We start from the raw sequence: 19981 nt of genomic DNA on the forward strand, positions 1-19981 counted from the left end.
AAACGCTGAAGGCATCTAAGCGTGAAGCCCCCCTCAAGATGAGATATCCCATCGCAAGAGTAAGACCCCTTGAAGACGACGAGGTAGATAGGGCAGAGGTGGAAGCATGGCAACATGTGCAGCTGACTGTCACTAATAGGTCGAGGGCTTAACCAAGTTGGTTTAGGTTGTCAGAAATGGCAGAGGAAGTAAGAACGGATGAAAAGATATGTACAATGTGTGGTTTTGAGGGTATATGCCTTGAAATAGAGGATACCTCATGGTATAATAATCCTCGATAGCTCAGTCGGTAGAGCACGCGGCTGTTAACCGCGCTGTCGTAGGTTCAAGTCCTACTCGGGGAGTTTTGAAATACTTCTTTGTATTTCAGACTCAGCAGATACGAATTTATAAGGCCCCATGGTCAAGCGGTTAAGACATCGCCCTTTCACGGCGGTAACACGAGTTCGAATCTCGTTGGGGTCATTTGTTCCACCAGGCATATGCAGGGAGGAATGAGAATGCCGATGTGGCTCAATTGGCAGAGCAGCTGATTTGTAATCAGCAGGTTATCGGTTCGAGTCCGATCATCGGCTTAGTGACAACTAAATAGTAATCAGATTACAATATTTAGGACCTTTAGCTCAGTTGGTTAGAGCAACCGGCTCATAACCGGTCGGTCCTGGGTTCGAGTCCCCGAAGGTCCACTAACACTGAACTAAATATTTGAAATCTGGCCTGGTGGCTCAGCTGGTTAGAGCGCCGCCCTGTCACGGCGGAGGTCGTGGGTTCGAATCCCATCCGGGTCGTTTGCATGAAACATTTTGATGCAGCATTCACTACCAGCATATGTTGTATCGTTTCACAGCATGTTACAAAAACGGGATCTTAGCTCAGCTGGGAGAGCATCTGCCTTACAAGCAGAGGGTCACAGGTTCGAGCCCTGTAGGTCCCATTTTCATGAGAAATCATGATATGCCGGCGTGGCGGAACTGGCAGACGCACAGGACTTAAAATCCTGCGGGCCTAATCGCCCGTACCGGTTCGATTCCGGTCGCCGGCATGAATGAAAAAGCTTGAAAGTCTCTGTTTAGGAGAGTTTCAAGCTTTTTTGCTTCTCATTTATATAAGCGAATAAGATCATTCACAAGTATCTCTTCATTTGTAAATTGGATTTTATTGCTGCTTAACAATCCATCCGTTGACTGGATTGTTTTTTCGATCATAGAGATTTTCCATCTTTTGCTCAGATCTTTCTTAAAACTGATATAAATTTCGTTCTCTAAGGGATCATATACGATTGAACAGAGCGTATTCTTCTGGCTGGTTTTGTTTAAAGCTTCGAAGGCTTCATTGATTCCAAAGCTATGAATATGTTTCTGTATATATTCATAAGCACAAATATATCTGTCAGCTCCGATCCCATGTACCTTATTATAATCTGCTTCCTTAAAATTTCCGTTTGGAAAATTAGTCATGACAATAAAATCACCCGAAACAGGGGTTATTCTGTTTGTATCATTTCCCTCTTCCAGAATAAATGCATCCCCGGTTTTATCAGCGATCATAGTATGCAGCCCTAGATCGGGGTATAATGGATTTCTGGGATACGAGATTACTCTTTTATTGAGAACTTCAAAAAATTCTGATGCTTTTCCTGTTTTCTTTAGCACCTCATCAAGAATATCAAAGGCATACCAATCATTTTCGTCACAGCCTGATTGAAAGCCCTGACCATATTCTACGGCCTGCGTACAGATAAAAAGCCCCTCACTGTTCATACCGGCGATATCCCTGTATTTGTTTTCTAACAGGGCTGAAAAGTAAAATAAGTTCTTATCATGATAACGATTGACTATTAGTTTTAAATCAATTTCATCGGTATCGAAATTCATTCCGTAAACAGCCTTTTTTTGATGGTATACTGCAAAACTTGTACACATTTTGAAACCTCCTTTTCATACATGAGTTTGTGATATTATATGGCTTCTAACTATATGATATCATCAGGTATATCGAAGGTTCAACCTACAACATGTTTCTGATTCGAAAATGCTCCGCGCAGGCTTAAGCTTTAAAAGGCAGCCAGCCATGACGTGAACCGGTCTTTGTCTAGCAGACAGAGGTTGGATTACGTTATGGCTGGCTGTATTTTTCGTGCTGAATGTAGTTGGGAAATTCACCTAGACCGGTGCGATTAAAAACATCGTAAAGCTTGCGGATGCCACCAGTTTGCCGGCGTCGTTGGTGACGGTTACCTGATTGACAACGGTTTTCCGGCCTTTGTGTATGGCGTTGGATTCTATATAGATGGTTCCGGTATTCACCCCTCTTAAGAAATTGATGCTGCTGCATTCCGTGACATTGGTGGTCTCGCAGGCGTAAGTGGACATTCCTGCCGCCATATCACAGAGAGAGAATAAAAATCCGCCGTGAACATTTCCGTAAAGATTTAAGGCTTCCTGAGTAATTTCCATGGAGAGTTTCGCGTGGCCCGGAGAGACCTCCAAAAGCCTGGCGTTTTCTATGCCTCCGATCGGATGAATATGTCTCAGAATGCCGTCCATTATCTCTGGTCTCATGTATGCATACCTCCTCGTTATGAGCACTTAGCGGACGTCTTTTGGCCGCTTACGTGCGATACATGTCACTGGCGCTTGGCGAGGTCTTTTCGAGCTTAGCGCAGTGACTTCAGGCTATACTATATCATTGCAAAAATCCATTTACAACAGGAAAAAGGAATCATAGGTTTTAACTATCAATTATCGGAATTATCACGGACAGGGCCGATTGGATATTTCCTTCGCTACAGGCTATAATGGATTTATCAAGATTGTTAAAAAAATATTTAACAAGAATAAATAAGGAGGATATATCAAATGAGCAAGTTATCCAATGAAGAATTCCAGGCGTATTTAAAACAGATCCGTGAGCTGGCAGAGGGTCCCCTTGAGGAAATCCAGAAGGAAGTGGAAGTAACCAATAAGTTTCCTCAGGAGTTCTACGACTTAGCAATCCAGAACGATTTATATCGCTGCTCCCTTCCTGAGGAGTACGGCGGATACGGTTTGAACGAGCTGGAGATTTTACAGGTTCAGGAGGAATTCTCCAGAGGACCGGGCGGAATGAGAATGCATCTTCACTATGCAATGGATTTAAACTGGAGAATTCTCGACGATTACGGCAATGAGGAAGTAAAGGCTGAGTATATGCCGAAGTTCCAGAACAAGGAAGTATTTACCTGTTTCGCACTGACAGAGGCGACCGGCGGTACCGGCGCTGACTTACATACCATCGCAGTGAGAGATGGCGATTCTTACGTATTAAACGGTGAGAAGACACTGATTTCCCATACCGACTGCTGCGAATTTGCTTATGTAATCGCAGTAACCAATCCGGAATCCGATAAGAATGACAGACTGTCCGCATTCTTCGTTCCAATGGACGCTCCCGGATTTGAAGTGATCAACATGCCTCATATGATGGGATGCCGCGGAGCCGGCCATGGCGAGCTGAAATTCACAGACTGCCGCATCGACAAGAAATACCTCTTAGGCAAAGAGGGACAGGGACTGGAGATTGCCATGCACTCCTTATCCGTATCCCGTGCTCACATTGCTGCCAGCAACTTAGGTATGGCACAGAGAATGCTGGAACTGTCCTTACAGTATGCCGCTGACCGTGTAACCTTCGGAAAGCCGATCGGAACACGTCAGGCAATCCGCTGCAAGATTGCAGATATGTCCATGATGGTACACGCACTTCGCTGCATGGTTTACGATTTTGCTAAATCCTATATGGAGAATCCAACCGGCGAATATATCGAAGAAAAAGCTGCTATGTGTAAGCTGTACAGCATCGATACAACCAGAAGAGTCAGCGATGAAATGCTGGAGATCTTCGGCGGTGTCGGATACTTTGAAGACTGCAAGTACGGCCCGGTTGAGCGTCTCTACCGTGACTGCCGCGCGATGTGGTTAGAGGAAGGTGCTCCGACTGTACAGAGAATTACAATTTCCAGAAACACCATTAAACACGGCGCTCATATCGAATACGTGGTCTAAAGCTGATTCAGTATTTTAAAGCTATTTCGGGCAAGCCGCTTTGAAACCGAAGATATCTGACACAAAAGGGTCATCAGGTTCATACTCCGGACCTGCCGACCCTTTTCCATATATGGAGGGAAGACAATGAAACCATTAGAAGGCGTAAAAGTAGTGGATTTAACCACATATCTGGCAGCCCCTACCACGGTTCGCGTACTTGGCGAATGGGGAGCCGACTGTATCAAGATCGAATCACACAAAGGAGATCCTGCCAGGACTCAGGGCGCCGTGTTTAACATGCCGTTTACCGACGACGAGAACCTGGCCTTTGATGTGGCAAACTTAAATAAGAAATTTATCACTCTGAACCTGAAGACAGAAAAGGGGATGGAGGTTTGTTATAAGCTTCTGGAGGAAGCGGACGTATTCGTAACCAATACGAGAACGAAATCCCTGGTAAAGCTGGGACTGGACTACGATACTTTAAAGGAGAGGTTTCCGAAGCTGATTTTCGCCCAGGTTCTGGGATACGGGGAAAAGGGACCGGAAAAGGATACGGCGGGCTTCGACGTGACGTGTTACATGGCGAGAGGCGGCGTGTTTGGAACTACGGTAAACCGCGGCGACGCTCCCATGATTCCGACCAATGGTTTCGGAGATTTCCAGGTTGCCATGGCTCTGGCGTCCGGCATCTGTGCGGCTCTGTACCGCAGAGAGAAATCCGGCGAGGGAGACAAGGTCACCATCGGACTGCATCACGCGGCTGTCTATGCGCTGAGCACAGGCCTGATCTCCGCACAGTACGGAAACCAGTACCCGAAGAGCAGAAAAGAAGTTCCAAATCCATTTAATAATGTATTCCGCACCAGAGACAACAAGTGGGTCTGCATCTGCTGTCCGGAGTACGACCGCGATTATGAGAAGATGTTCACGCTCCTGGGCTGTCCGGAAATGCTGGAAAAAGAGCAGTACCGTCACTGCGCGGATGTCAACAGCAACCATTTGAATAAAGACGTGACCGATGTGCTGGATGCAGCCATTGCAAAGATTGACAGAGAAGACTTAATGAAGATGTTAAAGGAAAATGATATGCCGTGTGAAGCCGCATATGAGCCGCTGGATATCTATGAGGATGAGCAGGCGTGGGCCAACGATGTGCTGACGAAGATTCCTTATCCGTCAGGCGGAAAGATCATGCCGACCAACCCCGTAGGCTTTGCATCTCTGGGCAAACCGGACTATGTGATCGGAGGCATGCAGGGCGCCCATACGGTGGAGATTATGAAGCAGCTGGGATACAGTGACGAACAGATCAGCGAAATCATTGCTTCCGGAGCCGCAGAAGGCGCGACAGGACTGAAACCACTGTAATGAACAACGAACAACCAGAAAGGGGAAAGTGAAAATAACATGAGCTTACTTTACACCGAAGAACAGAAAGCGCTGCTTGCTCTTGTAAGGGAGATGGCAGAAAATGAAATAAAACCTCATGTAAAGGACGCGGACGAGAAAGGGGAGTGTCCGAGAGAGCTGTTTAAATGGGGATTCGATATGGGACTTCACATGCTGGAAATCCCGGAGGAATACGGTGGAACCGGTTTAAGCTATGAGACCACCGCCATGATTTTTGAGGAGCTGGCAAAGGTGGACGCGGGCTACGCCATCACCTTTGTAACCACGTTCGTGGCGCTTAGAAATGTAATCCTTGCCGGAACGAAGGAGCAGGGACAGTATTTTGCAGATAAGATTGCCCCCGGCGGATTTGCCGGATTTGCCCTGACGGAGCCGAATGCCGGTTCTGACCCCGCGGCTATGCGCGCCACGGCGGTGAAGGACGGGGACGAATATATTTTAAACGGAACCAAGACATTTATCACCAACGGCGCTCTGGCCGATGTCTTCGTGGGATTCTTTAAAACGGATCCGGCGGCAGGACACAGAGGCATGTCCGCATTTATCATCGATGCGGATGCAGAAGGCGTTACCGTAGGAGCCCATGAGAACAAGATGGGGCTCAGGCTTTCCAACACTACGGACTTGATTTTCGAAAACGTCCGCGTGAAGGCTTCCGCCATGGTGGGTCCTGAGGGCTCCGGGTTCAAGCTGGCCTTAAACGCGCTGAACTTATCCAGAGCCTTTGTGGCGACTCTGGCTGTGGGAATCATGCAGCGGGCGCTGGATGAATCCGTGAAGTATGCAAAGGAAAGAAAACAGTTTAACACCCCTATTATTAAATTCCAGATGGTACAGCAGATGCTGGCCGACATGGCAATTAAGATTGAAGCATCCAGGTGTCTGGTGAATAACACCATGCGGATGATGGATCAGGGAATCATGGTACAGAAGGAAGGCTCCATTTGTAAGACCTTTGTGTCCGACTGTGCACAGGAAGTGACCTCCAACGCGGTTCAGATCTTTGGCGGATACGGCTACAGCAAAGAGTATCCGGTGGAAAAACTCATGAGAGACTGCAAGGTATTCCAGATCTTTGAGGGAACGAACCAGATCCAGAGAATGACGATTGCAGGCGTATTGGATAAGGAATATAAATAGGAGGAATGAAGATGAATATCGTTGTTTGTATAAAACAGGTTCCGGATACCACTGAGATCAAGATTGATCCGGTGAAAAATACGCTGATTCGTACCGGCGTGCCGAGTATCATGAACCCTTTTGATAAAAATGCGCTGGAAACAGGCCTTCAGCTGAAGGACCGCTACGGCGGAAAAGTGACCGTGATTTCCATGGGACCGCCTCAGGCGAAGGCAGTGCTCCGGGAAGCGCTGGCCATGGGAGCTGATGAGGCGTATCTCGTTACCGACCGCGCCTTTGGCGGTTCCGATACGTATGCTACCAGTTATATTCTGTCTCAGGCGATTCAGATGCTGGGCGGGTTCGATGTAATCCTGGGCGGCAAACAGGCCATCGACGGAGATACGGGACAGACAGCCCCCAGTATTGCGGAGCATTTAGGCGCAGTCAGGCTGACGTATATTCTCGATATGGAGGTCGAGGGCGATAAGGTGATCGCCAGACGCCAGGTGGAAGAGGGCGTGGAGGTTATCGAGGCCAGCCTTCCGGTGCTTTGTACCGCGACAAAGGAGAGCAATAAACCCAGATACGCTACCATCAAGGGCGTGCTCACATCCTTGAGAGCAGAGATCGGAGAGATCACTCTGGCGAGTCTGCCGGGTTCCGATACGACTAAGATGGGCTTAAAGGGTTCCCCCACTAAGGTAAAAGCAACTTTTACGCCAAAGAGAAATGCAAACTGCATGAACATTGAAGGCAGCAGCCCGGCGGAGACCGCAGGGACCCTGATTGACAGGCTGACAGAGGCAAAAGTACTTTAAGGACGGCAAAAGGAGGTCGCGAGAGATGAGTTTTGATACATGTAAGGACGTATGGGTATTTATCGAATGCTTCCAGGGTCAGCCTAAAAGCGTGGGCCTTGAGCTGCTTGGCCAGGGACGAAAGCTGGCGGACGGCTTAAAGCAGAAGTTATGTGCCGTAGTCATCGCAAAGGATGTGGATGAGGCGGTGAAGGAGGCCGGCGAGTACGGCGCGGATAAGATTTACGTGGTAAAGGGAGATGAATATGAGAATTACTCCGCTGATGCTTATGGAAATGTATTCTTAAAGCTCTGCGAAAAGTATGATCCCAATACGATTCTGGTGGGAGCAACCGTGAACGGCAGGGATTTGGGCTCTAAGATTGCAGTCAGCCTGCGTACGGGTCTGACCGCAGACTGTACAGCACTTAGCGTAGACGAGGAGACCGGAAATGTGGTCTGGGAACGGCCTGCATTTGGCGGAAATCTTTACGCACAGATTCTGTGCAGCGAGACAAGGCCGCAGATGGGTACCTGCAGACCGGGCGCATTTAAGAAGCCGGAGAAGGTGATGGACAACAAGCCGGAGATCATCATGGAACCGATCCACACACCGGAAAGCGAGATCAGGACTAAGGTGATTGATTTTATTAAGGCGTGTGAGGACAACGATATCCCGCTTCAGGACGCGGAGGTGATCGTATCCGGCGGCCGCGGCATGAAGAATGGAGAGAATTTCAAAGTGTTGAAGGAACTGGCAGACGTGCTTGGCGGAACGGTCGGATGCTCCAGGGCAGCGGTCGATTCGGGATGGATGCCGCAGTCCAAACAGGTAGGGCAGACGGGAACCACGGTAACTCCGAAGATCTACTTCGCCTGCGCCATATCCGGCGCAGTCCAGCATGTGGCGGGCATGAGCGGCTCCGGAACTATTGTGGCGATCAATAAGGATGACACGGCGCCGATCTTCGAGGTGGCGGATTACGGCATCGTAGGCGACGTGTTCGAGATTGTTCCGGCTCTTGTGAAGGAGTTAAAGGCAAGACAGCAGGGATGAGGAAGCGTTCCTTAGAGCGTACCGCAGAGCATACCGCAGTACATGCGCTGATGGCAGGCGTGGTCTGGCAGGATGCACGCAAAAAGGTATAGGAGACGGGTCATGATTGATGAGATGAAGATCAATGCCATCCAGCGGGAAAAGTATCTTTCCGAGGGCTACTGGAAGGATATCACGCTGCTGGACTGTTGGAAAGAATCCGTGAAGAAGTATTCCGAACGGGAATATGTGGTGGATGACAGGGGGAATCGGTATACCTACCGGCAGATGGATGAGGCCGCGTCAAAAGTGGCGGCCTTTCTCCGGAAGCAGGGGGTTTTGCCGGGAGACGCGGTATCGTTCCAGCTCCCCATCTGGAGCGAGTTCGTGGTGGTGACCATCGCCTGCTTTATGACCGGGGCCGTAGCCCATCCCATCGCCATGTCCTATGAGGAAAAGGAACTGATCCGGAGCATGAATTTAACGGAGTCTAAGGTTTACTTCGGCCCCTCCTTTTTTCATAAAACGGATTATGCAAGCCGGATTCTGGCTGTGAGAGAACGCATTCCGTCGCTGTCCTGTGTCGTCATCGTGGGCGGTGAGAAGCCGGAGGGAAACGGGGTATTGGCGTTTACGGAAATTATGGACCAGGCGGATACGGAAAAGCAGGAGATCAGACGGACAGGTGAGGATCTGGCGCTGATTCTCTGCACCTCCGGGACGACCAGCGGGACGAAGGGAGTGCTGCTCACCCACAATAATATCCGCTACAGCGAGGAGGTATTTACCAGAGAGCTGGGGCTGACCAGTGAGGATATCATGTTCATGCCTGCGCCGTTAAATCATGCAACGGGCTTCCATCACGGGCTGATCGCTCCCATGCTGATCGGGGCCAAGGTGGTGCTTCAGCAGAAGTACCGCTGCCGCGAGGCCATTGATCTGATGAACCGGGAGCGGTGTACCTTCTCCATGGGCGCTACGCCATTTATCTATGACATTCTCCGGGAACTGGAGAACGGAGGCGGAGAACTGCCGTTTCTGAAGCTATACCTCTGCGGAGGCGCTCCGGTGCCGGGATATATGGTACGGAAGGCATGGAGCTTCGGAATCCTGCTCTGCGAGGTCTACGGTTCGACGGAAAGTGTCCCCCACGTGTTTGTACGGCCTGATGAGGCCCTCGAATTAAACGGAACCACTTCCGGCCGGCCGGTAGAAGGCGTCCAGATCCGCGTCGTGGATGACGAGGGAAACGATGTGCCGCCCGGGGTACCGGGAGAAGAGCTTTCCAGAGGGCCCAATGTATTTGTGGGATATCTAAAGGATAAGAAGATTACGGACAGTGCCCTGGATGATGACGGATGGTTTCACAGCGGTGATCTGTGCGTCATGGATGAAGCGGGTAATATTCGCATTATTGGAAGAAAGAAGGATATGATCGTCCGCGGCGGCGAGAATTTGAATTCCAACGAGATCAATGACCGGCTGGAGGGCTGTCCGGGAATGGGCGACCACACGGTGATCGGAATGCCGGACGACCGGCTGGGCGAGAGAATCTGCGCCTTTGCCGTTCCGCTGCCGGGATTTGAACATCTGAAGCTGGAGGACGTGACCGGATGGCTCTGCCAGAACGGCGTCCCGAAACGGTTCTGGCCGGAGAGGCTGGAGCTGATTGACCGTATTCCCCATACGGGCAGCGGAAAGGTGAAGAAGTATCTGTTAAAAGAGGAACTGGAAAAAAGAATGGAGGGCCCGGAACGCAATGATTGAGCAGAAATTTGGACCGAGAAGGTGCCGGGATACCAGAAAACCACGCGCGGATCAGTGTCCGGATGTCGTATTTTATCGCTGCAGAAGCTGTAACAGCTTATTTCCAGTTACCGGAGGCCAGGCGCTTGAGGAGAAGAAGATTCTCTGCTGTAATGTGGAAGCAGAGCGCCTGGCGCCGACAGACGCCGGGGAGGCAAAGGAGTTATTAGAACTCAGTTACCAGATTACCGGCGGCTATAACGACAACGCGGTAAAGGTATCCTGGAAAACGAAAAAACAGGAGTGCGCACCGCAGTGGATTTATTTGAAGACCTTCACGGGCGGTTATCTAAAATACGTGATGAAGGAAAAACGTTCCCCCATGGTATTTGCACTGGCAGACACGGATGCGTTCTGCTACTGCGATGAAGATCCCTGTCTGGAATGCGTGTTCCGCTGTAAGAGGGGCTTTACGGTTTACGCATATTCAGAGGGGACGGGACTATTGGAAATGCCGCTGGACAGAATGACAGCCCACTGGCAGACACGGGAAATGGAAACGGAGAGGTAGGGGGATTTTTTTAGATTTATTTGTTAATAAATTAACAGAACTCATGCAATGACGTCTGTTAAATATAATCGAGGAGGGTTTACAGATGAAAAGCGAAAATGTCGGAAGTGGCGGGACAGCGGTGGACTGGAGAGCAGTGCTGGTGTTTGTATCCATTGCATTCAGCTCGCAGTGCGGAGGCGGTTTTGCGTCAGGCTCCACACCCTGGACTTATTTTTTCCAGAACACAGGATTTTACGGTATGCTTCCGGAGGTGACACAGCCTTACTTCTGCCTGCTGATGCCTCTTGTGGTGGCGGCGATCAACTGCTTTATTATCTATTTCTTCATGAAATTCGCCATGGATTTCAGAACCTTTGACTATGGGAATTTCCTTGAAAAATACGGTTCCAGATTCTGGGGAGGCGTGTTGGCAAAACCGATGCAGATCGTGTATGAGCTGAATTTTAACTGGCTGCTCATCGTATGTATGGCACTGGCCTATTCCACCTCCGGCTCAGCCCTCAAGGAGCTGACAGGGATTCCGTACATATGGACCACTTTTATTGTAGGAATTATCATGTTTCTTCTCTGTATGAAAGGCACGGAGCTGGTCCGCAAGAACGCAGTGTTCATGAGTGCTGTTATCTTTATTGCCCTGGTTGTCGTTCACGTTCCAAACCTTATTTTCAATATCGGGAGCGGAAAACTGGCAAATGAGATGGCTGTTATGAGCAGCAGCATGGAGGCCGGAATTGCATCGGGCGCGGGCAGCTTTTTAAAATATCTTTTCATTGCATTTGTATGGGCCTATATCTTTTCCGGTCAGAATCTGGCTGGATTCGGCGCGTACGTCAATCATGCGCAGCTGTTTAACAACAAGAAAACTCTGCGCAGGGCGGTGATCCTGTCCGTGATTGTAAACTGGGTATTCCTGGAGATGAACGCCATTAACCTGGCGGGAAACTACAGTGCGGTTTACGATGGATGGGCAAATGGAAAAGCCGTGTATACAATCCTGGTGGTACAGAACGGCTGGGCGGGCGGCGCCGTCAAGGCGATTTCTCTGACGCTGCTTACCATAGCAATCTTTTTTGCAACAATCTCCACGGCGATCAACTATGCACAGGGCTTTAACGACCGTGCTCTGAACTGGTATCAGAAAAAGACCGGGGAAGATCCGAAGGTTTCTGAAGCTAAGCGCAACCGGCGGGGAGCTGTCCTTACCTTTGTCTATATCTGTCTTACCTGGGTGATTTCCCAGGCGGGGCTTACGGCACTGGTATCCAAGGGACTGACCGCGGCATCCTATATCAATTTATTCACCCTCATCCTTCCCACGGTGATAAATGTGATAATCGGATGGCCGGACAGAGAGTACGACAGCGGCAGGAAAGTGCAGGCCGGAACTAAAAAATAAATGATGGAGGTATTTTTATGTTAGCAACAATGGGTCTTATCTTTGCCATTGCTCTCTTAGTAGTCATGATCATCAAGGGGATTGACATGATCTGCGCCACCGTAATCACGGCGGTAATTATCTTATTGAGCAGTCAGCTCAGCCTGTCCGACGGTCTTCTTACCACATTCTCCGGCGGCGCCGGCGGTTTCGTAACTTCCTGGTTCCTGATCCTGGGGATGGGAGGCATCTTCGGACAGCTGGTGCTGGAAACCGGACTGGCCACAAAAATCGCCAAGTGGCTGACGCAGAAGCTGGGAGCTAAAATGGTGGGTCTGGTCATCCTGATCTGTACCTTTTTTATCACCCTCTTAGGCATCAACGGCTATATCATGGTGTTTGTACTGTATCCGATCGCAGACAATCTGCTTCGTGAAAACAAGATGGACCGCCGGCTGCTTCCATTCATGCTGCTGGGCGGCGGAGCTTCTGCCAATGGTTTTATGTATACCCTGGATATCTGTAACGTACTGCCCAGCGGTTATCTGGGAACGTCTCTGGGATCGGCACCGCTATTATCTCTGGTGTTTACCGTGATCCTGGCTGTGTGCTACTTCTTATATTTCAACTATGCACAGGCGCAGAGCCATAAGAAGCATACGAATGAGGAGCTGCTGGCCATGTATACCAGCTCCAACAAGGTTATGAGCGATGAAGAGCTTCCCGGCATTGGGATGTCGGTGCTTCCGTTCATCGTGGTGTTCGGCATTGTAGTGGCGACCTCCAGCTGGGGAACCTCCACCAGTATCCTGTTTTCGCTGACCGTAGGTATTCTGCTGATTATGGCGACTCAGTTCAAGCATATTGAAAACATCAAGTCCTCCGCTAAAACGGGCGCGGGATCCGGACTGAACTCCATGCTGACGGTTGCCGCGGTTATGGGACTCTCCAAGGTACTCAGCCTGTCACCTGCATTTAAAGAGCTGCAGCAGGCCGTTTTATCCATGAATATGCCGGTATATTTAAAGGCGTATTTCGGAACCGCGGTTCTGACCGGTCTGACCGGTTCTGCAATCTCCGGTGAAACCATTTTCCTGGAGAGCTTTGGTCAGGCGTTTGTGGATATGGGAGTCAATGTCCAGGCCCTGCACAGAATCGTGACAGAGTCGGCCCTGATCTTAAATAAGCTGCCTAACTCTTCCGTGGCGATTCTTACAATGTCCATCTGCGGATGCAGCCTGAAGGAAAGCTATAAGCATATTATTCTGGGGACCACGATTCCGGCAGCGGCAGCGGGATTGATAATCGCCTTGATGGCTACCTTTGGATTTGTATTTTAGTATTTTGTGAATATGAGAAAAGGAACCGTTCCTCTGGTTTATAGAGCAGAGGGCGGTTCCTTTTTGCGTATCAGTCAGGCGTTACGTGTAAGTGAGTCTTATTCCGGCATATTTAAGCAGTGGGCGACCATGAAGTTCGCAAAGGCTTCCACGGCTGAGGTAATGAAGTTTTTATTGCTGTAGACCATGTAAATCATGCGGGTGTCCTTTGGAACATCGAGAAGCCGGACCTTGGCAAGATTGTTAAACTGCCTCAAATAGGGGGTATCGGCCACGATGGCCACTTTTGAGGACTTGGAAATCCTGCCTGCAATGGAGATTTCGTCATCGTAGGAATAGACGGCCTCCACTCCTTTTTCTTTGAGAAGCTTGCGGACAACCTTGCCGATGGGAATCGTGTCCCGGTAGGTGGTCAGCCTGTAGTCCTTTAGGTCGGACAGATACATGGCTCCCCGGCTGGCCAGCGGGTGGTTGTCCTGGACGATGGCGATCAGCTCCTGATAGGTGATGGGGACGAAGACCAGGTCGGGCATGCCGTCCACCATGGAACAGAAGCCGATGTCATATTTACCGCAGGAAACGCCCTGCGCCACCTCGATGGACATTCCGTGATAGATATTGAGCGTGGCAAGCGGATTCTTCTCCTGATAAAGATCCAGCGCCTCCGGTAAAAAGTCACCTAACAGGGTGGGAATGCATCCGATATCGATGGAGCCGCTGATATGACCTGATTTCTCCTTGATCAGGGAGATGCCGTGCTCCAGGATACTCAGGGATTCGCTGACGTACTGATAAAATTCTTCCCCGTATTTGGTGAGCTGGATATTACGCCCCTTTTTCTGGAAGAGGGATACCCCCAGTTCCTTCTCCAGAGATGCGATGGAATCGCTTAAGCTGGGCTGCGTAATATAAAGTGCCTTGGCTGCCTCCGTGTAGTGCTGGACTTCAGCCAGTTTTCGAAAATAGTACAGTTGTGGTAAGTTCATAAGCCCCTCCAATAAATCGATATACTTATTATACAGGATGAACAATGGAAAAGCCAGTAAACAGCGGCACAGCCGGGAAATCTATTTGACATTTGCCCGGAAAGTTTTTACAATGGAGGTTATCAGCGGAAAATAACAGCGATGAGAGGGGGAGACAATATGCAGGAGATTTACGACAATCTGTTTCAGGAGACGATTTCCTATTCTGACCGTCACATGAGTCCGCGCAATCTCTATCTGATCCGGCAGCCCGGACGCAGTCTGATGGTGGATACCTCTTTTCGGTTTGAACGGGACTGGGAGATTCTGCGCGGTATGGTGGACTCTCTGGGCGTCTCCTATAAGGAACTGGACGTGTTCATTACCCACGACCATCCGGACCATACGGGGCTTGTGCCGGCGTTGCAGGAGCTGGGGGCAAGCGTGTACATGAATCCGGAGGAGACCAGGAAGCGGGCGGATCTGCTTCACTGTTACCTGGCGGATGAGGAGTCGCGTATACAGAATCTGCGGATCGTGGGCGTGACGAAGAAGGATACTCCGGACGTCTATCAGGCTATTATGGAATACACCGGGCGCGCCTACGCGGAGCGGGGAAAGGCCCAGGACTTCCCCTTTATCCCGGTTCATCCCGGCCAGACACTGGAATATGGGGAGTATCAGTTCGATGTCGTTTCTTTAAAGGGTCATACGTTTGGGCAGTGCGGTCTCCATGAGAAGAGACACGGATTCCTGTTTTGCGGGGATCAGATCATGACGACCATCGTGCCGATCGTGGGCAGCCAGCAGAAGGATCTGGGACTTTTAAAATGCTATATGGAGTCCCTCGGTGATATGAAGCACCGGTACGCGGACTGCAGGATTCTGCCGTGCCATTACGGGCCTGTAGCGGACGTGGAAAAGGAAGCCAACCGGATTATTCTCGGCTATCTGGATAAATGTGAAATCATGAAAGGGATACTGGAAGAGGACGGAGGACTGATGACCACCCGGGATGTGGGCGTCCGGGCCTACGGAAGAAGCCAGGGGCCGCCCGACTACCGCCATTTCGTCTCCTGTACTCAGATCTGGGCGAAGACATTTTCCTGCCTGGAATTTATGTATGGGGAAGGGCTTGTGGAGAGATGCGAGCGGGAGGGGATTATTTACTGGAAGCGAACAGAAGGGGCAGGATAGAGAACGTGAAAATTAATCGGAGACCACTGGATTTGAAAAACGGGAAGTATGAGGACCGTCTGTTTCTTCAGTTCCTTTTGCTCGTGATGGTGCCTCTTATTATCATGGGAGTTCTTTCTTACCAGATCTATGTGCAGGGGGAGACGAAACGGAACCGGCAGGCGTTGGAGTCTTACGGTGAGAGCGTATCCATAGAATATGACAACCTGTTTTCGTCCATAAGGGAATACTATCTGGACAGTACCAGCAATACGACGTTTAAGTGGATGATCGAACAGCAAAAGGTTCCCTACAGCAATTATACCGAGGTGCGTCAGGCCCAGAACCTGCTGAAGGGAAATTACTTTATGACGAAATACATCAGCCTTTATAATTTCATTAATGTGAGGGAAGGCTGGATTTTAAATAATTACGGGATGTATCCCTACGATTATCTGAAAAATTACGAAGAGACAGATCAGTTTCTGGAGGAACAGAAGAAGGTTCCGCTGTCGGTGTACTGGTTAAACCGGACGGGGGTGCCGGCTCCTTATGATAAAACCGTGAAGGAATCCCGAATGGTGGATACGTCGGGCGAGATTCTGGTCATCAAGCAGCAGGACAGCAGCGGCAACCTGATCTATCTGCTGACTGTGCAGGTCAACACGAATGCGCTTCTTAACATTTCCCAGTCTTATAAAAAAATGGGTTACGATGTGGCTGTGTTAAGCAATGGTTCCATGCTGATGGAGACGAATCCTGATTTTACAGAGAGCTATTTACGCAGAAGCAGCACAGAGGGACAGTCTGACCAGCAGATTTACCGTTCACCGGAGGGAAGACGGTACCGGGTGGCCGTGAAAGAAGCGGGAAGCCATGGGCTTACTTATATTACCGGTTACGATATGGCCAAAATGAAACGGGGCGGGATTGTATTTGTGTTCGCGGCTCTTGGCGTCATGCTGCTGTTCGGCGTGATCCTGGCCGTGTTAAAGGCAGCGGCGGTGAGATTCTCCCAGCCGATTCTGCTGCTTCAGAAGTTCGTGGATGATCAGAACGTACAGATTAAGGAATTATTTGTAGCAAATCTGGTGAAGGGCGGACTGAGCCCGGAGCGTATCGCAGAGACAAAGAAGAAGTATCAGATGGAATCCTGGCAGTCTTACCGGATGATCGGCATCTCCCGAAAGCCGAAGGCGGATGAGGGCGAGATTACGCTGCAGGAGCGGGAGAGGCAGAACCGGGAGCTTCTGTCCGGGCTTCCGGAGGCGGTGCGGGAATCCTTTTACATCGTACCCATCATCTATGAACACTGTATCATTTTCATGATCGGAGAAAATGACGACATTGCCCTGGATGACAAGACGGCCCTGGTCTATAAGCGGATCAAGGATCACGCAGAGGAGATGTACGGCTGCCATATTGCATTCGGCATCAGCCGGCCCTTCCATGATTTAACCCATACCCGAAAGGCTTATGAGGAGAGCTCTGAGGCACTGCACAGCCAGAACCACAATCGGGAGGAGGGGATTTCGTCTCTTGTGCTTTATGATGATTATTCCCTGATGGCTCCGGTGAACAACGTCTATGACCTGATTATGGAGAATGAACTGATCAATGCCGTGGACAGCTGCAAGGAGGAGGAAGCCAGGCGCCTTCTGGAGCTGATTCTAGGCCGCCTGGAGATGAAGGGCGCGTCGGGGATCGAGAGAAACTTCTATGTGACCAGACTTTTGACTGCCATTGTCGATGTTTTGACAAAAGCCTCACTGCCGATCAACGACGTGTTTGACAGTGAACAGTATAATATACTGATCAAGGCGGCGCAGATATACGATAAAAAACAGCTGATTCAGTTTGTCATGGATGAGATCATTCGGCCGATTACCCATTCTCTGACTGCATTCCGCCAGTCCGGGGCATCGGATATCGTGAAGCAGGTAACGGCAATGATTAAAGAATCCAGGGGAAATATTACGCTGAACGAATGTGCGGACGCATTGAACTACCAGCCCAATTACGTATCTAAGGTATTGAAAAAAGAAAGAGGAGTCACCTTTACCGACATGGTCAGTGAGGAGAAGCTGAAGGTGGCAAAATATATGCTGCTGACCAGCGATCTGTCCGTGGCGGAGATATCGGAGAAGCTTCAGTATAATAATGTACAGAACTTTATCCGCTTTTTCAAAAACCATGAAGAAACTACCCCTTCTGCATTCCGAAAGAAGCATAAAGAAGGATGATAACTTAAAAATAAAAGATGATAACAGCGAGAATATCATGATAACTGTTAAAAAGGAAGCCCCTTACAAACACCGTGAATATGCGGGATATAAGGGGCTTTTTTTATGTGAAAAAACAGGCAGATAATGATTATTTACAAACGTTTCCAAGGAGTGTTACCATGAGCTCACAAAAGGAGCGGGTAAGATTACGCTTCCTGTATAACGAAAAGAGCTCTTTCGTAAAAATAAAATAATAGGAGGAACATATGAGTCAAAAGGCAGCAGACCAAAAGCAGAGGCCCAAATCGGATACCATCAAACACGCGCTGGTTTCCCATAAATGGCTGTACCTTATGCTGATTCCCGGCGTACTGTACATGCTGATCTTTAACTATCTGCCCATGGGCGGATTAGTGATGGCATTTCAGGAGTTCAGCCCATACAATGGAGACTCCATGATAGGAGCATTTCTTCAAAGTCCATTTGTGGGACTCAGCGTATTTAAAAAGTTTTTTACCGGGCCGGATTTCTTACAGCTATTAAAGAATACCCTGTCAATATCCATTACCAGCCTGATCTTTTATTTCCCAGCTCCGATTATTCTGGCCTTACTGCTGAATGAAATCAAAAATGCGGCGTTTAAGAGAGTGACTCAGACCATGGTTTACATCCCCCACTTTATATCCATGGTTATTGTAGCGGCCCTGACTGCCCAGCTCTTCAGCACGACAGACGGTCTGGTGTATCACTGGCTGGTGGAGATCTTCGGAAGAAATAACGCGCCGGATGTCATGTCCAATCCCAGACTGTTTGTACCGATGATCGTGGGACAGAACATGTGGAAGGAGACCGGGTACGGAACGATTATCTTCCTGGCAGCCCTTTCCGGTGTGGATGTGCAGTTATATGAAGCGGCAGAGGTGGATGGGGCAAACCGGTGGCAGAAGATGTGGCATATCACGCTTCCCGCCATTAAATCAACCATTGTAATTATGTTAATCTTAAAGGTGGGTTCGATCCTGAATACGGGCTATGAGCAGATTTTCCTGATGCAGAATTCCATGAACCGTACCGTATCCGATGTGTTTGATACCTATATTTACACGAAGGGTGTTGTAAACGGCAACTATTCCCTGGCTACCGCAGCAGGCATGTTCAAGTCCGTAGTCAGTATGATTATGGTACTGGGAGCGAACCGGCTGGCAAAGGCGGTCGGCGAATCTGGCTTCTATTAAATCGGGAAATGAGGAGGACTTAAGACATGGCTAAGACAAAAGCAATCAAGATAAAGCGCAGTCCGGGAGACCAGTTGGTTCAGATCGTAATCTATATATTCGTCGGAGCCTTTGCGTTAATAACACTGCTTCCATTTGTATATATTGTGGCGGGGTCCTTTGCCACGGAACGGGAATTGACAGAGCGGGCGTTTTTCCTGTTTCCACGTACGATTTCCATGAATGCATACCAGTATATCTTTAAAACAGGAGATGCAATTAAGGGATTGAAGAATTCTATCTTTGTGACAGTTGTAGGTGTCCTGATAAATATGGTGTTCTCCAGTACGCTGGCGTATCCCTTATCCAGGCCATATTTTAAGGGGAGAAAATTCTTTACCAATATGGTGATTGTGACCATGCTGTTTTCCGGTGGTATGGTTCCTGCCTATCTGGTGGTTGCCAACGTACTGCATTTAAAGGATTCCTTCTGGGCCTTATGGCTGCCTGGAGCGGTAAATCCATTTAACATGATTATTATCAAGAACTATTTTCAGGGACTTCCCACAGAGCTGGAGGAGGCGGCCAGAATGGATGGCTGCAATGATCTGCAGATCTTCTGCAGGATCATCCTTCCGCTGTCCAAACCGGTGCTGGCAAGCGTCACCCTGTTTTATGCGGTTACCCACTGGAATTCTTATTTCAATGCCATGATGTATATTTCGGACAGCAATAAAGAGGTGATCCAGATCGTACTGAGAAGAATTATATTCTTGACATCCGCGGTAGCCAATGACAGCGGATTTGACTGGGGAGCCATGGGAATTCCGCCGCAGAAAGCGGTTAAGATGGCAACCACAGTGGTTGCAACGGTTCCGATCCTGCTGATTTATCCCTTTGTGCAGAAATATTTCACACAGGGCGTTATGGTCGGGTCCGTAAAAGGCTAGCACAGCATTGCATAAGTTCCAGT

The 19981-nt window shown here is 49.3% G+C and carries 16 protein-coding genes, 7 tRNA genes and 1 rRNA gene; 21 read left to right on the forward strand and 3 right to left on the reverse strand.

Features of this window, described 5'->3' with window-relative positions:
• The 8 genes from H8S80_RS29595 to H8S80_RS29630 form a co-directional block, all read left to right on the forward strand.
• Positions 1-156 (forward strand): 23S ribosomal RNA (locus H8S80_RS29595); the annotation flags it as partial.
• Between the two features lie 115 nt (positions 157-271).
• Positions 272-344: transfer RNA gene (locus H8S80_RS29600), tRNA-Asn, on the forward strand.
• 49 nt (positions 345-393) lie between these two features.
• Positions 394-465, forward strand: a tRNA-Glu gene (locus H8S80_RS29605).
• A 37-nt stretch (positions 466-502) separates the two neighbouring features.
• Positions 503-575, forward strand: a tRNA-Thr gene (locus H8S80_RS29610).
• A gap of 37 nt (positions 576-612) precedes the next feature.
• A tRNA-Ile gene (locus H8S80_RS29615) sits at positions 613-686 on the forward strand.
• 28 nt (positions 687-714) lie between these two features.
• Positions 715-788, forward strand: a tRNA-Asp gene (locus H8S80_RS29620).
• Positions 789-861: 73 nt separating this feature from the next.
• Positions 862-934 (forward strand) — tRNA-Val (locus tag H8S80_RS29625).
• 22 nt (positions 935-956) lie between these two features.
• A tRNA-Leu gene (locus H8S80_RS29630) sits at positions 957-1042 on the forward strand.
• Positions 1043-1097: 55 nt separating this feature from the next.
• On the opposite strand, the gene H8S80_RS29635 is transcribed toward H8S80_RS29630, so the two are convergent.
• A complete protein-coding gene (locus H8S80_RS29635) occupies positions 1098-1922 on the reverse strand; it encodes a linear amide C-N hydrolase (protein ID WP_117622855.1) in 825 nt (274 codons plus the stop codon).
• Between the two features lie 240 nt (positions 1923-2162).
• Positions 2163-2561, reverse strand: a complete 399-nt coding sequence (locus H8S80_RS29640) for a PaaI family thioesterase (protein WP_002601502.1) — start codon at positions 2559-2561, stop codon at positions 2163-2165.
• A gap of 297 nt (positions 2562-2858) precedes the next feature.
• On the opposite strand from H8S80_RS29640, the gene H8S80_RS29645 reads away from it, so the two are divergent.
• From H8S80_RS29645 to H8S80_RS29685, 9 genes are all read left to right on the forward strand, one after another.
• Entirely contained in the window at positions 2859-4043 is a 1185-nt protein-coding gene (locus H8S80_RS29645; RefSeq protein ID WP_002601501.1) for an acyl-CoA dehydrogenase family protein, read from the forward strand.
• 126 nt (positions 4044-4169) lie between these two features.
• Complete coding sequence (locus tag H8S80_RS29650) at positions 4170-5396, forward strand: CaiB/BaiF CoA transferase family protein (RefSeq protein WP_117622856.1); 1227 nt, start codon at positions 4170-4172, stop codon at positions 5394-5396.
• Between the two features lie 39 nt (positions 5397-5435).
• Entirely contained in the window at positions 5436-6578 is a 1143-nt protein-coding gene (locus H8S80_RS29655) for an acyl-CoA dehydrogenase family protein (RefSeq protein ID WP_002601499.1), read from the forward strand.
• 11 nt (positions 6579-6589) lie between these two features.
• Positions 6590-7378: an electron transfer flavoprotein subunit beta/FixA family protein gene (locus H8S80_RS29660; protein WP_025531485.1), complete on the forward strand. Its 789-nt coding sequence runs from the start codon at positions 6590-6592 to the stop codon at positions 7376-7378.
• A 25-nt stretch (positions 7379-7403) separates the two neighbouring features.
• The gene (locus H8S80_RS29665; RefSeq protein WP_117622857.1) at positions 7404-8414 is read left to right on the forward strand and encodes an electron transfer flavoprotein subunit alpha/FixB family protein; all 1011 of its coding nucleotides are present in this window, start codon (positions 7404-7406) and stop codon (positions 8412-8414) included.
• Between the two features lie 102 nt (positions 8415-8516).
• Positions 8517-10160, forward strand: a complete 1644-nt coding sequence (fadK, locus tag H8S80_RS29670; protein WP_117622858.1) for a medium-chain fatty-acid--CoA ligase — start codon at positions 8517-8519, stop codon at positions 10158-10160.
• A complete protein-coding gene (locus H8S80_RS29675) occupies positions 10153-10710 on the forward strand; it encodes a hypothetical protein (protein WP_117622859.1) in 558 nt (185 codons plus the stop codon). The genes fadK and H8S80_RS29675 overlap by 8 nt, the downstream gene beginning before the upstream one ends.
• Positions 10711-10795: 85 nt before the next feature.
• A complete protein-coding gene (locus H8S80_RS34475) occupies positions 10796-12109 on the forward strand; it encodes an SLC5/6 family protein (protein WP_243007998.1) in 1314 nt (437 codons plus the stop codon).
• Positions 12110-12126: 17 nt separating this feature from the next.
• Positions 12127-13428: a GntP family permease gene (locus tag H8S80_RS29685; protein ID WP_055659575.1), complete on the forward strand. Its 1302-nt coding sequence runs from the start codon at positions 12127-12129 to the stop codon at positions 13426-13428.
• 98 nt (positions 13429-13526) lie between these two features.
• Here H8S80_RS29685 and H8S80_RS29690 read toward each other — a convergent pair whose 3' ends face one another.
• Positions 13527-14414, reverse strand: coding sequence for a LysR family transcriptional regulator (locus tag H8S80_RS29690; RefSeq protein WP_117622860.1), 888 nt, complete (start codon positions 14412-14414; stop codon positions 13527-13529).
• A 159-nt stretch (positions 14415-14573) separates the two neighbouring features.
• Between H8S80_RS29690 and H8S80_RS29695 the strand changes: the two genes are divergently transcribed.
• From H8S80_RS29695 to H8S80_RS29710, 4 genes are all read left to right on the forward strand, one after another.
• Positions 14574-15590: an MBL fold metallo-hydrolase gene (locus H8S80_RS29695; protein WP_117622861.1), complete on the forward strand. Its 1017-nt coding sequence runs from the start codon at positions 14574-14576 to the stop codon at positions 15588-15590.
• Between the two features lie 5 nt (positions 15591-15595).
• A complete protein-coding gene (locus tag H8S80_RS34925; protein WP_181988032.1) occupies positions 15596-17812 on the forward strand; it encodes a helix-turn-helix domain-containing protein in 2217 nt (738 codons plus the stop codon).
• A 248-nt stretch (positions 17813-18060) separates the two neighbouring features.
• On the forward strand, positions 18061-19029 hold the full coding sequence (locus H8S80_RS29705) for an ABC transporter permease (protein ID WP_002601488.1): 969 nt from the start codon (positions 18061-18063) through the stop codon (positions 19027-19029).
• A 26-nt stretch (positions 19030-19055) separates the two neighbouring features.
• Entirely contained in the window at positions 19056-19958 is a 903-nt protein-coding gene (locus H8S80_RS29710; protein ID WP_002601487.1) for a carbohydrate ABC transporter permease, read from the forward strand.
• Positions 19959-19981 lie beyond the last annotated feature (23 nt).

This window comes from Hungatella sp. L36 (assembly GCF_014288035.1).

What these genes read in the sequence shown, in the direction of transcription:
- H8S80_RS29635 (WP_117622855.1), bottom strand. Translation starts at nt 1,922, where the DNA reads ATGTGTACAAGTTTTGCAGTATACCATCAAAAAAAGGCTGTTTACGGA.
- H8S80_RS29640 (WP_002601502.1), bottom strand. Translation starts at nt 2,561, where the DNA reads ATGAGACCAGAGATAATGGACGGCATTCTGAGACATATTCATCCGATC.
- H8S80_RS29645 (WP_002601501.1), top strand. Translation starts at nt 2,859, where the DNA reads ATGAGCAAGTTATCCAATGAAGAATTCCAGGCGTATTTAAAACAGATC.
- H8S80_RS29650 (WP_117622856.1), top strand. Translation starts at nt 4,170, where the DNA reads ATGAAACCATTAGAAGGCGTAAAAGTAGTGGATTTAACCACATATCTG.
- H8S80_RS29655 (WP_002601499.1), top strand. Translation starts at nt 5,436, where the DNA reads ATGAGCTTACTTTACACCGAAGAACAGAAAGCGCTGCTTGCTCTTGTA.
- H8S80_RS29660 (WP_025531485.1), top strand. Translation starts at nt 6,590, where the DNA reads ATGAATATCGTTGTTTGTATAAAACAGGTTCCGGATACCACTGAGATC.
- H8S80_RS29665 (WP_117622857.1), top strand. Translation starts at nt 7,404, where the DNA reads ATGAGTTTTGATACATGTAAGGACGTATGGGTATTTATCGAATGCTTC.
- fadK (WP_117622858.1), top strand. Translation starts at nt 8,517, where the DNA reads ATGATTGATGAGATGAAGATCAATGCCATCCAGCGGGAAAAGTATCTT.
- H8S80_RS29675 (WP_117622859.1), top strand. Translation starts at nt 10,153, where the DNA reads ATGATTGAGCAGAAATTTGGACCGAGAAGGTGCCGGGATACCAGAAAA.
- H8S80_RS34475 (WP_243007998.1), top strand. Translation starts at nt 10,796, where the DNA reads ATGAAAAGCGAAAATGTCGGAAGTGGCGGGACAGCGGTGGACTGGAGA.
- H8S80_RS29685 (WP_055659575.1), top strand. Translation starts at nt 12,127, where the DNA reads ATGTTAGCAACAATGGGTCTTATCTTTGCCATTGCTCTCTTAGTAGTC.
- H8S80_RS29690 (WP_117622860.1), bottom strand. Translation starts at nt 14,414, where the DNA reads ATGAACTTACCACAACTGTACTATTTTCGAAAACTGGCTGAAGTCCAG.
- H8S80_RS29695 (WP_117622861.1), top strand. Translation starts at nt 14,574, where the DNA reads ATGCAGGAGATTTACGACAATCTGTTTCAGGAGACGATTTCCTATTCT.
- H8S80_RS29705 (WP_002601488.1), top strand. Translation starts at nt 18,061, where the DNA reads ATGAGTCAAAAGGCAGCAGACCAAAAGCAGAGGCCCAAATCGGATACC.
- H8S80_RS29710 (WP_002601487.1), top strand. Translation starts at nt 19,056, where the DNA reads ATGGCTAAGACAAAAGCAATCAAGATAAAGCGCAGTCCGGGAGACCAG.